An 11,772-nucleotide genomic window follows, 5' to 3' on the forward strand; every position below is an offset into this window, starting at 1 on the left:
ATATAGCAAAGTTTTAGTGTTAAGACATATATCCAACTGTTTTAGTCAACTATAAACAACTTGGCACCCTTTGAGGTGGATGAGCGATGGGCTTCAGCTTGATCTGCAACTTGGTAACTCATGCCAGCCGTAAGGGTAAAGCTACGGCCATCATCTAATTCGGTGTGGAGTTCGCCTTCTAAGCACAACAGAATATGCCCTTTAGAACACCAATGGTCGGCCAAATAGTTCTCCGAATACTCCACCATACGCACGCGAATCGCGTCAAATTGCTGCGTACGCCATAGGGCATAACCTTGATTACCTGTATGGCGTGTGGTGGGTATCTCGGCCCAGTTGGTGATACCGAATGGGATGTTCTTAATATCCATGTTGTTATCCTTTATGACCTGCTAAAAAAAGCCCCTTGCGGAGCTTTCTTTTGAAACAATTATTAGAAATCAATTATTGTGAAACAGGCGCTTTTTTAATGCTACGCATCAGCGTGGTTAATGTTTGACGATGATGACCTAAGCGCTGTTCAACCAATTGAAATTCAATTTTAAGCTTTTCATCCATTTGATGGATTTTTTCAGCCACAGCTGTTTTCTTGGCTTGAATTTCTTGTTCTTTCAATTTTGCCCAGTCATTTAAGGTTTGTGTAAAAGCATCATACTCTTGTGCAATACGAGCTTTCGCAGAGCTGATGTCATCACTGACATTTAGACCATGGACTTCTAAGTCTTGCTCAGCATACTTAAACTTCATCGCAAGTTCTGCTTTTTTAATATTAAAGCTTGGAATACGACGTAAGTTTTTAGCTAAACCCAGTTTTGAACATGACCAAATCAACCATTTGGTTGGGTCATATTGCCACCATTTCACCCCGTTACGGTAGTCGTATTGGAAAATGTGGTGGTAGTTATGATAACCCTCACCCCAAGTCGCAATCGCTAACCAGAAGTTGTCACGTGCAGTATTTTCGTCGGTGTATGGACGTTTGCCCCACATGTGGCATAAAGAGTTAATGAAGAACGTAACGTGGTGGCTGAGGATTAAACGCATTAATCCGCCCAACAATAACACGCCCCATAAGTCACCTACGGCCCAACCAATCGGTAATAAAATACCCATGTGGACACTGATCACTAAAGGAACATAGTATTTGTGTTGGAACATCACCAATTTATCATTGAGTAAATCGGGTGCATTTTTAAAGTCAGGCTCTGCTGATGGATAGTCACGAAGCATCCACCCCATGTGCGCATACCAAAAACCATTGTTAATCGAGTACGGATCTTTCTCGATATCATCGACATGGCGGTGGTGGGTACGGTGACCTGAACCCCAATATAAAATACTGTTTTGCACGGCAAACGTACCCATAATCATCAAAATGATTTTTAAAGGTAAGCTTGCTTCATAAGCACGGTGTGCCCATAAGCGGTGATAGCCAGCGGTAATACCTAAGCTACTAACACCCAGTAATACAAACATACTGATCCAAGCGGCTAAGCTGAAATCATGCTGAAAGGCATATAAGGGAATTGCAATCACAGCCACAATGGGAAGAAAAACCAATGCAAAAATTGCAACCCAGTTAAATGGGGCTTTGGGTAGGGGAGCATTCATCTCCAACAGCACTCCTGAAACCTTGGGAGGTATAAATGGAAGGTCAATCCATTACTTTTTGCATGGATTAAGCTACAGCATATTAGCATGAGCGAACCGTGATTCACTAGCATTATTGTACAGATGTATTGTACTAAACAGTAACAGAATAAGAATGTTTAGATATCGAAATTATCGAATCATTTCTAGGCGTTATTGTAGCAGAGCGATCAATATGAAAAATAAACATTTTCAGTGCTACTGCCCATGTAAAACCTAAGTCAATCTACGGCCTGTTCAATGTACATCTGCCAAATGTTGTAGCATCATTTTAGGAAAATCGGTAATTAATCCATCAATGCCACAGTCACGTAAATGTTTGGCGCGCTCTATGTCGTTCACTGTCCAAACACTAATGGCTAAATTCGCTTCTTGTGTGGCTTTTAACAGGTCATCGGTTGCGAGTTGATTCATCCAGCCGATTTGGCAACAGTCGTATTTGAGTGCCTGTTCAATCGCAAGATGTTGAATATCATCTTCAATCAATAAACCTCGTTTAAATGGAGAGTGTTGATCTTGGAGTGCTTGTAGGATTTTAAGATCAAAACTGGTGATGACTGCACTTTGCTCAAAGCCTCTCAGTTGCTGCGTGAGATGTTGTGTCAGTCGCTCCGCTTCTGCTTGTGTTGCTACCGCTTTGACCTCAACTTCTAGATGTTCAAAGTCCTTCATAATCTGAAGTGCTTGTTGCAGAGTTGGAGTGACTTGCTTTTCCCAGTCTAACCAAATATGTGCTTGGTTATAGGTATCGATTTGTGTGCTGTTTAATGGGTAGAGTGCTTGGTCGATCCCAGTGGTCCGGAGCATGTTGTCATCATGCATAATGATCAGTTCATGGTCTCGGAGCTGACGAACATCAAATTCGACCGCACGAATGCCTAGATCATGAATATATTGAAAACCGCCGAGTGTATTTTCTGGAGCCTCGCCACGTGCACCACGATGTCCGATGATTCTCATATTGAACCTGATTTATATGTCTTTTGCGTGATTGTAGCGCTAAAACATCGGATTGGGGGAGAGATTCTAAGGTGGAAATATCAGATATACATCAATACCCTGTGTAATAGTTTGAGGTCGGATCGAGCATTGAATGCAATGCTTCCGCGACATTCGGGTTAAGAGATGGCATTTGACGAGTTTTGCGATTAGTAAATGGCTTTGGTTACTTTTGCCGAAAGAAAAGTAAGCTTAGAAAGTCTTGCAGTGAATTGATCACTGCAAGACTCTGAAAAAATCTATTTCGTTCTAGATACTTAGAACTTTTTAAATAGTTTCATTGATATTTTTTTGCCAAAGTACTTCCGAGCCGCCTTCAGCACGCTGTAACGCACGAGATGCAACAAAAATCCAGTCTGACAAGCGGTTGAGCAACTGTAGCGCGATGCTTTGAATATTTTGATCACGCGTGTGTACCGACATTAAGCTACGTTCAGCTCGGCGACATACCGCTCGCGCTTGATGTGCATAGCTACATGCTAAGGAACCTGAAGGTAAGATAAATTCTTTCAGCATGGGTAAGTCTTCATTCATACGGTCAATTTCTTGTTCAAGAAACTCAATGCAAACAGGTTGGAGCAAATGATAGTTTGGAATACAGAATTCACCACCTAAGTCGAAAAGCCAATGCTGAATCAGGCTTAAGCTTTTATCCCATGTTGCTTTGTCTATAATTTGGCTTGCGGTAATTTGAGCACGAAGAACCCCAATGGTTGAATTGAGCTCATCAACATCACCCAGTGCGGTAATTCTTAGATCATCTTTAGTCACGCGTGATCCATCGCCCAGACCTGTGGTGCCTGAGTCGCCAGTACGAGTATAAATTTTACTTAAACGGTGGCCCATAATTTGTCCTGCTTAAAGAATGAAAAAAAGGATAATGTCGGTCAAAACATTATCCATAAACTGCGCTGTTTTAAATTGTTTTTTGAGTCTTTACATTAAATTAATAACGGAAAGTGACTCCTGCGGTAGCTAGGCGACCGCCGTTGATATAGTAATAACCATTGTCTTGATATGCGGTTTTATATTCAACATCACCAATATTCTGAATATTCGTGAAGAGTTTTACATATGGATTTACATTCCAAAATGCATTGATATCAATGGTTGCATAACCTGGAGTGCTATAGTTTTTATTCCATTCTTTAGCTTTAGATTTAGCAACTAATGAAGCACTAATACCATAAATTTCGTTTTGTAAACCAGTCGTTAAAGTGAATCCTTGGCGAGGTCGACGTTTTAGATCTTCATTGGTTTCTTCATTTTGAGCTTTAACATAGCTATAGGTTGCTTTCGTAAATAAATCATCTCGTTGCCAACCTAGATATAGTTCACCGCCTTGATAAGTTGCTTCTTGAATATTGGTTAATAAACCATTTGAACCAGATGCAATTAAGTCATCTACTTTTGTGTAATAAGCAGATAAACCTGTTTGGAAACCGTAAGCTAAAACCTGATCAAGACCAACTTCATAAGAGGTACTTTCCTCAGGATCTAGATTAGGATTACCATTCCATGAGTTATAGAGCTCATTTAACGTTGGTGATTTAAAAGCGGTTCCAACATTTGCATAAATACTTGTGTTAGTGAGTAATTGATAACGTGCAGCCATTTGGCCTACTGTATGTGAACCATACTTTTCGTTATCTTCAAGGCGAATACCGACTTGAGTATTTAGTTTTGAACCGTTGTATTGATGTTGAGCATAGTAACCAGTGGAATCTACATCTTCATTATAAGGTGTGCCATAAGATAAGATGTCGCCTTCAAGTTTGCGATGGGTAATGCCTGAAATAATAGATTGGCTAGGAGTAAAGTTCCATTTGCCATAAAGTTCAGCTTCTTGTGTTTTACTATGGACGTAGTCCGTTGAGTCTTTCTGATCAACTTCGTCATTAAATTGAGATAAACGTGTATTGAGTTCAAATTGATCCGTTACATTTAAACGGCTACGCAGATTGATGATTTCATTTTCAAAATCTTGTTTTAGTAACGTACCATCAAAGGTGTAAGCATCGTATAAACTTGTACCTTTATTACTGCTGTAATCTACTGATACTGCATAGTCTTCTTTTTCGACGCCTAATTTTGTACTAAAGCCTTTTTGATCGAAAGATGCAGTATCAGTTTTATTGGTTTTTTGATTCGTCACTTTAGTCGCATCTGATTCTAAGCGTTGACCACGAACTTGTGCATAAAAACCATTTTCTGCTAAGTCTGCACCTATTACAGATTTATAAGTGCTGTGCTCACCTATTTCTCCTGTAATAAACGCACCTGTTTTTTCAGGTGTTTTAGATACAAGTTGAATTACACCGCCAATCGCATCAGTACCATATAAAACGGATGCTGGTCCTTTGAGAACTTCAATTTGTTTAATGTCAGTAGTATCTAAAAATGCAAGACTTGCAGTACCTGAGGAAGCATTATTTAAACGAACACCATCACGTAAAATTAAGGTGTGATCTGATTCAGTTCCACGTAAGTAGATATCTGCAAGCTGCCCCATACCACCGCTTTGTACCATATTGATCGTGGCATCTGTTTTTAATAGATCAGGTAAAGATGCAATTGGTGATTGTTCAACAATTTGTGGTTCAATAATGGAGATTCGTGAAGGAACATCTTTAATCTTTTCTTCAGAACGAGTTGCTGTTACAACCAATGTGTCTAAAGATGCATTAACACTGTCTTGTGCAGATGCTGTTACGGAGAAACCCATCGCAATAGCGATTGCGCCCACTAAAGCTGTAGGCTGAAATAAATTTGGCATGCTGGCTCCCTACATTCACCCCCCGTGAATGATTGAGTTAAATGGCGCAACAAGCAGGTCTCCGGACTTAAATATAAATATTGCGAACAATATTGGTATATCCATCTTCCCACACAAGTGCAGTGATGTAAGTGCGAACACTTATAAAGATATACGTTTCGTTTTACCGTTGCGGGGGCAGTGTTGGACTCTCACCAACTTCCCTAAAGCATAGTGCTCAGACTTATTGCATTTGGGCGAAGTATAAGGTTTGTATGTGAATTAAACAATCGATGTAAAGATTTTTCAGGATGAACTTTACGCAAGGCGAAAAAATTGCATTACAATGATTCGCCCTGTTATTTATAGATCAGCTATAAATAAGGTTAAGCCAGAGTTATAACCTATGCGAACCCGTGCCAAAATTTGTGGGATTACCCGTAGCCAAGATGTTCAAGCTGTGGTCAAAGCAGGGGCAGATGCCATTGGTTTTGTATTTTTCCCGCCCAGTCCACGCCATGTCAGTGTAGTTCAAGCCCAAGAATTGATTCAACATGTGCCTGCCTATGTGCAAACTGTTGGACTTTTTGTGAATGCCACTGCGGATGACATTGCGGATGTGTTAAAACAAGTGGCACTGGATATCATCCAGTTTCATGGTGATGAAACACCAGAAGACTGTCAGGTGATTGCGACACAAGTAGGAAGACGCTGGTATAAAGCGATTCAAGTCAAACCTGAATTGGATGTGGTGGCAGAAGTTCAACGTTTCCAACAAGCAGGGGCAAGCGCAGTGCTCTTAGATGCGTGGCATCCTGAACTCAAAGGGGGAACAGGACACAGTTTTGACTGGTCACAATTCCCTAAGCTTGATATTCCTTTAATTTTAGCGGGTGGTTTAACCCCCACTAATGTTGAAGACGCTATAAAGACGACTGGGGCTTATGCTGTAGATGTCAGCGGAGGCGTCGAATCCGCTAAAGGTATAAAAGACCAACAACTTATAGAAAACTTCATGCAAGGAGTCCATCGTGGATCAGCAAAGTAATGTGATTGACTATACCCAATACCCAGATGAACGTGGGCATTTCGGTATCCATGGCGGACGTTTTGTGTCAGAAACTCTAATGGCAGCATTAGAAGACTTAGAAAAGCTCTATTTCCGTATGAAAGATGATGAGCAGTTTCTGGCAGAATTCGACCGTGACCTCGCCTACTATGTAGGTCGTCCTAGTCCTTTATATTATGCTGAGCGATGGTCGAAAGAGTTGGGTGGTGCACAAATCTATTTAAAACGTGAAGACCTCAACCATACGGGTTCACATAAAGTGAACAACACCATTGGTCAGGCTTTACTAGCAAAATTATCAGGTAAAAAACGTATTATTGCTGAAACGGGTGCAGGTCAGCATGGTGTCGCAACGGCAACCATCGCTGCGCGTTTAGGCCTTGAATGTGTGGTATTCATGGGTGCAGAGGACGTAAAACGTCAGGCCATGAATGTCTACCGTATGCGTTTACTTGGTGCAACTGTTGTGCCTGTCGAAAGTGGCTCAAAAACATTGAAAGATGCCATGAACGAAGCGATGCGTGACTGGGTGACCAATGTCGATTCAACTTACTATGTGATTGGTACGGTTGCAGGCCCACACCCATATCCACAGTTAGTTCGTGACTTCCAGTCAATTATTGGCCGTGAAGCGCGTAAACAAATTCAAGAGCAAGCAGGGCGTTTACCTGATGCTTTAGTGGCATGTGTAGGTGGCGGTTCAAATGCAATGGGCTTGTTCTACCCATTCTTAAACGATGCTGATGTGAAAATGTACGGCGTTGAAGCTGCGGGTTATGGCATTGAAACAGGTAAACACTCTGCACCATTGAGTGCTGGTCATGTCGGTGTTTTACATGGTAACCGTACTTATTTGATGTCGGATGAACAAGGTCAAATCATTGAAACGCATTCAATTTCAGCAGGTTTGGATTATCCTGGTGTAGGTCCTGAGCATAGTTTCCTGAAAGATATGCATCGTGTTGAATATGTGCCAATCAATGACAATGAAGCTTTACAAGGTTTCCGTGATTTGACTCATATTGAAGGAATTATTCCTGCTTTGGAAAGTTCTCATGCGATGGCTTATGTCACTAAACTTGCGCCAACCATGTCTAAGGATCAAATTATCATTGCGACGGTTTCTGGTCGTGGGGATAAAGATTTGATGACTGTGGCACGTATTGATGGCGTGGAAATGGTTGAGATGTAATGACTTCTTTAAAGCCTTCCTATTGAGGGGAAGCTTTAAATATTAGATTTAAAGAATCGTGTTGGGTGAAAGCTCAGCACGATTTTTATTTACTTTAAATGAAAATCGCTTAGCTCACTTAAAAGAGGGAAAATTTATAAATGTACGCCCTCATTTTAAGTGATGAATTGTTATGGGTTCGCGTAGGAAATATCTTACTTTGCATAGCATTATCATGTAATTAAACAATCAATTATTATTTGCATCATGGCGGAGTCTTACCGTTTATTTATGTCATTGTAGGAGTTCGTCACGTTACTTTTAAAAAAGTAACCAAAATATGATTCATCAGCAAAACTCGTCGAATATCATCATGTGATTTATACCTCGCAGAAACATGATTTATTTAATTTTAGCCTGACTCGAACAGTTGCTGATGAGTTTGGCGTGTATCATTTAGTTGAATACTTTTGCAGAAAAAGTATGTTTTCTGCCTCGTAAATGATGAATCATTTTGTGATGTAAGAGAAACTATTGAATAGAGGAAAGAAAATGCCCAACCTATTTATGGTTATGCTAGGTGGTCGTCATGCACGTGCCAATACCGAAGTCCATGATGTTGTGTTTGCTGTCGCTGACAGTTTAGAAGACAGTTACCCGCAACTTAAACATGCATGGTTTGGCGAACAAAAAGGCTTACATATAGATGCTTGGGCACGGCTAAATGGTGTTGAAAGTGCGGGGAAAAAATACCAAATACAGTTTAGTGATGCTCAGCCTCAAGTCACAGATGAAAAATTGTGGCTTATAAATTTGGGTGGCTATGACACACGTGAATTTGGGGAGTTGCATCGTTATGTACTCGTTGTTGCCCCCAATGCAGTAGAAGCCAAACAACTTGGCAAACTACATTTTGATCAAAAGTGGAAAAAGCAACATACAGATCGTGTTTTAGACGTCGATGACTGTATTGCGATTGATTGCATACATGGATGTTATGTGCTGTTGGTTGAAGCTGAGTTTGCACAGAATGTATGGGAAAATACGTATTTGATGTTGAGTTAAGCTGAGTGCCTATTCAGTGCTAGGATGAAAACATAAAGACATCAAAATGTTAATCTGATTTCTTTTCATAAGAAGCTGATGAAAAAATAAACTAAATGCTGTTCAGTGCCAAAATTATAGGCATAATAAGCATACGGATATTAATTAACTTTTGCTTAAGGATAGAGCATCAATGGATTTGATACAGTCCAATGGACAACCCCATTATGGTCGGTTTAGTGAACTTCCAAAAACCATTGATTTAGATAAATATCAGTATAAAACTCCGTATGGTGAAGTGCTTACGGGATGGCGTAAGAAACTGAAATATAAAAAATTTAAGTTTTGTAGCATTCAACATGAACACTATACCATTGGTCTTGCAATTGCCGATATTGCTTGGGCAGGACATGGTTTTGTTTATATTTATGATCATCTTAAAAATGAAGTGCTTGAATGGAATGCGGTGAACTTTTTAGCACGTAAAACCGTATTGGATGAACAGCCTTTATATAATCAAAGCGTGTTTGCAAATTCACCTTTCCAAATTGAAATTCAGCATGCCAATGGGGTGCGCTATGTTCAAGTCACCAAGTATGGTGAAATTAAACTGAGTGCACGTATTTTCTGTGCCAGTACAGAACCGCTTAGTATGTGTAGCCCAACAGGAATCAATGGTTGGACCTATACACAAAAACTCACAACTTTGGCTTGTGAAGGATTTTTTACCAATAAAGCAGGTCAGATAATCCAATTCAATGATCGGACATTGGCTTCTTTAGACGATACCTGTGGTTTTCTTAGACCTGAAACAGCTTGGTTTTGGTTATCATGCAATTTTTGGGATGCTGAGGGCAGACGCATTGGGCTCAATTTAGCTTCTGGTGTAAATGAAAGTTTTGGCAATGAAAACTGTCTGTGGATAAATGGAAAATTATACACAGTGAGTGATGTTTTGTTTCAGATGGAAGAAGAAGGTCGCTGGACGATTCGTTCGTTAGATGAGCGTTTGCATTTAACCGTGACTACGGGTTGGCGTCGGTTTGAAAATCTAAATTTACGGCTTGTGGGCAGCCAGTTTAGTCAGTGGCAAGCCAAGATTAGCGGTACGATTCAGCAGGATGATCAAGAGATTGTATTGCTAAATGAATATGGACTGCTCGAACAGCACTATGCAAAGTGGTAAAAGACCTGTGATAAAAAACCGGCATCATGCCGGTTTTTCTTTTGCCTTTATTTATTAAAACGACTAATTTGTTCCAATGCTGCTTGAACATGAGCATAGTTTGGCTCTTGATCTGACATTGGCTGATTCTTTTTGTCTAAGATTTCGAACTGCCCAACAGCCCCCACTTCTAAGATGTTTTTAGGGGTAACAATGCCATATTTACTATAGCTAGATGCTAAGATCCAATCACGTTGAATTTGTGGTCCCAACAAATCTTCACCCACTGAATAGTCGTGAATTTTTGTGGTCACACCCAAATAGTTCTTCATGAGGGTTGGAACAATATCTTGATGGCTAGTTAAAACTTGGTTATTCCATAGTTTATTAGCTTGAATTTTCGGACCAATGATTGCAAAGGGAACTTTGACTTGAGGGTCGGTAAAGTTACCATTATGTCCCCAGAAGTTTTGAAGGTTATCATTCACTTCTTGCCCATGGTCGCCAGTAATGATGACCAACGTGTTTTCTGCATCACCTGTTTCTTTGAGTTTATCTAAAACCTGTTTCACAATGCTGTCGACGTAATGCACACTGGTTTTATAACGATTCATCATTAATGAACGATCAGAATCATTACTTAACTTGAGATAATTAACCTCATCCAGCATAGGTTTGTACTGGTGTGGATAGTCTTTAGGAAAGCTATATCCGTGTGGTGAGTCATAGAATAAAAATGAAAAGGTCGGTTTGTTACGATCTCTTTTTTCATACCACTTTAACCAATCCCGCGTTAATTCCTCATCTATACCACCAGGAGTTTTACCAAGAGAACCGATACGTAAATTAGGCACTTTTGAAAACGCGGTTTCATGGAATTCAGGGTTGGTTAATTTGGCTGCAGCAAATAAACCGAGTTGATAATCTAGCGCTTGCAAACGATCAATAAATACTGGACTTTGGCGGTTCACAATCATGCCGTGCCAGTAAGTACCCGGAATACCATAGAACATCCCGAAAATACCTGTACGCGTGGCATTACCAGTTGAATAGTGTTGATTAAAAATCTTTCCGTTCTGCGCATAACTCCATAGGTTTGGTGAGTTGTCTGCATTAAATGTGTCTGCACGCCAAGAATCAATCACGATAAACATAATATTGGTGGGTTGCTTTGGCGCTTCTCCAACAATCGGCGTTAGTGGATAATTCAGGTCACTTTTACGTTCCAAAGACATGGCTTTTTGCTTTTCTAACGCTTCTTCATCAATCCAGCCATATTTTTTCATGGTTTTATTTGAGGTCATCGGATAAAACATCGGTAAATAACGTTGTGTCATGGTCACAGGCTGATACACATGTGCTGCCGCCCAAACGTGGATACCATTACTTAAAAGTAAAGCGACAAACACTAACCCAGTAAACTTTTTACCAATGCTCCAAGAGAAAGTGGGTAATTTTCTCTCTAAGAGTCGGATGACGTAAAATTGTGCCGTAAAAATACAGGCAATGGCAGCAATGACCATCAGCCATGTTGAAAGTGAGAAACTCACAACCTGACCTGACATCACCAGTTCCAGCATGACGGTATTGATGTGGAAACGGTATTGCGCATAAACAAAAGTATCTATGATCAGTGCAATGAGTGCCAAGCTAGCAATACTTGCTTGTGTAATATGGCGTAGTGTGTTGGGCAGAAATAAGCTCGGAATTAAGATCAAGCCAATCAGGGACGCAAGCACAGTCATGTGCGAGAATGTTCCAGTAAATAAAAAACTGAATCCCAATAAATCTGTTGGAAACTCAGATAAATACAGGAAATATCTGCAAGCAATGAGCATCGAGATCACTGCATTGACCATGATCAGATAACCAAGAACGCGGAGTTTGAATTTAAACGACATTTTTAACTTCGGATGTAA

At 40.3% G+C, this 11,772-nt stretch carries 10 protein-coding genes and 1 riboswitch; of the genes, 4 read left to right on the forward strand and 6 right to left on the reverse strand.

The annotated features are described in order from the left end of the window. Positions 1-41: 41 nt before the first annotated feature. From CDG62_RS05570 to CDG62_RS05590, 5 genes are all read right to left on the reverse strand, one after another. Positions 42-371: a DHCW motif cupin fold protein gene (locus CDG62_RS05570; protein WP_087527977.1), complete on the reverse strand. Its 330-nt coding sequence runs from the start codon at positions 369-371 to the stop codon at positions 42-44. 73 nt (positions 372-444) lie between these two features. Next, entirely contained in the window at positions 445-1,611 is a 1,167-nt protein-coding gene (locus CDG62_RS05575) for an acyl-CoA desaturase (protein ID WP_087527976.1), read from the reverse strand. 276 nt (positions 1,612-1,887) lie between these two features. Continuing rightward, positions 1,888-2,610 (reverse strand): glycerophosphodiester phosphodiesterase, encoded by a 723-nt coding sequence (locus CDG62_RS05580; protein ID WP_087527975.1) that lies wholly within the window; start codon positions 2,608-2,610, stop codon positions 1,888-1,890. Positions 2,611-2,916: 306 nt separating this feature from the next. Beyond that, positions 2,917-3,495, reverse strand: coding sequence for a cob(I)yrinic acid a,c-diamide adenosyltransferase (locus CDG62_RS05585; protein ID WP_087527974.1), 579 nt, complete (start codon positions 3,493-3,495; stop codon positions 2,917-2,919). A 100-nt stretch (positions 3,496-3,595) separates the two neighbouring features. After that, entirely contained in the window at positions 3,596-5,425 is a 1,830-nt protein-coding gene (locus CDG62_RS05590; RefSeq protein WP_087527973.1) for a TonB-dependent receptor plug domain-containing protein, read from the reverse strand. A gap of 34 nt (positions 5,426-5,459) precedes the next feature. After that, a riboswitch (cobalamin riboswitch) is annotated at positions 5,460-5,667 on the reverse strand. A gap of 143 nt (positions 5,668-5,810) precedes the next feature. Between CDG62_RS05590 and CDG62_RS05595 the strand changes: the two genes are divergently transcribed. From CDG62_RS05595 to CDG62_RS05610, 4 genes are all read left to right on the forward strand, one after another. Further along, the gene (locus tag CDG62_RS05595; RefSeq protein ID WP_087527972.1) at positions 5,811-6,452 is read left to right on the forward strand and encodes a phosphoribosylanthranilate isomerase; all 642 of its coding nucleotides are present in this window, start codon (positions 5,811-5,813) and stop codon (positions 6,450-6,452) included. After that, positions 6,436-7,665 (forward strand): tryptophan synthase subunit beta, encoded by a 1,230-nt coding sequence (gene trpB / locus CDG62_RS05600; protein WP_087527971.1) that lies wholly within the window; start codon positions 6,436-6,438, stop codon positions 7,663-7,665. The genes CDG62_RS05595 and trpB overlap by 17 nt, the downstream gene beginning before the upstream one ends. A gap of 531 nt (positions 7,666-8,196) precedes the next feature. Beyond that, the gene (locus CDG62_RS05605; RefSeq protein ID WP_087527970.1) at positions 8,197-8,709 is read left to right on the forward strand and encodes a DUF1543 domain-containing protein; all 513 of its coding nucleotides are present in this window, start codon (positions 8,197-8,199) and stop codon (positions 8,707-8,709) included. A gap of 172 nt (positions 8,710-8,881) precedes the next feature. After that, positions 8,882-9,874: a DUF2804 domain-containing protein gene (locus CDG62_RS05610; RefSeq protein ID WP_087527969.1), complete on the forward strand. Its 993-nt coding sequence runs from the start codon at positions 8,882-8,884 to the stop codon at positions 9,872-9,874. 47 nt (positions 9,875-9,921) lie between these two features. Here CDG62_RS05610 and CDG62_RS05615 read toward each other — a convergent pair whose 3' ends face one another. Further along, positions 9,922-11,754: a DUF3413 domain-containing protein gene (locus CDG62_RS05615; protein WP_171405704.1), complete on the reverse strand. Its 1,833-nt coding sequence runs from the start codon at positions 11,752-11,754 to the stop codon at positions 9,922-9,924. Positions 11,755-11,772 lie beyond the last annotated feature (18 nt).

It is taken from the genome of Acinetobacter sp. WCHA55, assembly GCF_002165305.2.
GTDB lineage: Bacteria > Pseudomonadota > Gammaproteobacteria > Pseudomonadales > Moraxellaceae > Acinetobacter.

Coding starts and splice junctions, on each gene's coding strand:
- CDG62_RS05570 (WP_087527977.1), bottom strand. CDS start 371: ATGGATATTAAGAACATCCCATTCGGTATCACCAACTGGGCCGAGATA.
- CDG62_RS05575 (WP_087527976.1), bottom strand. CDS start 1,611: ATGAATGCTCCCCTACCCAAAGCCCCATTTAACTGGGTTGCAATTTTT.
- CDG62_RS05580 (WP_087527975.1), bottom strand. CDS start 2,610: ATGAGAATCATCGGACATCGTGGTGCACGTGGCGAGGCTCCAGAAAAT.
- CDG62_RS05585 (WP_087527974.1), bottom strand. CDS start 3,495: ATGGGCCACCGTTTAAGTAAAATTTATACTCGTACTGGCGACTCAGGC.
- CDG62_RS05590 (WP_087527973.1), bottom strand. CDS start 5,425: ATGCCAAATTTATTTCAGCCTACAGCTTTAGTGGGCGCAATCGCTATT.
- CDG62_RS05595 (WP_087527972.1), top strand. CDS start 5,811: ATGCGAACCCGTGCCAAAATTTGTGGGATTACCCGTAGCCAAGATGTT.
- CDG62_RS05605 (WP_087527970.1), top strand. CDS start 8,197: ATGCCCAACCTATTTATGGTTATGCTAGGTGGTCGTCATGCACGTGCC.
- CDG62_RS05610 (WP_087527969.1), top strand. CDS start 8,882: ATGGATTTGATACAGTCCAATGGACAACCCCATTATGGTCGGTTTAGT.
- CDG62_RS05615 (WP_171405704.1), bottom strand. CDS start 11,754: ATGTCGTTTAAATTCAAACTCCGCGTTCTTGGTTATCTGATCATGGTC.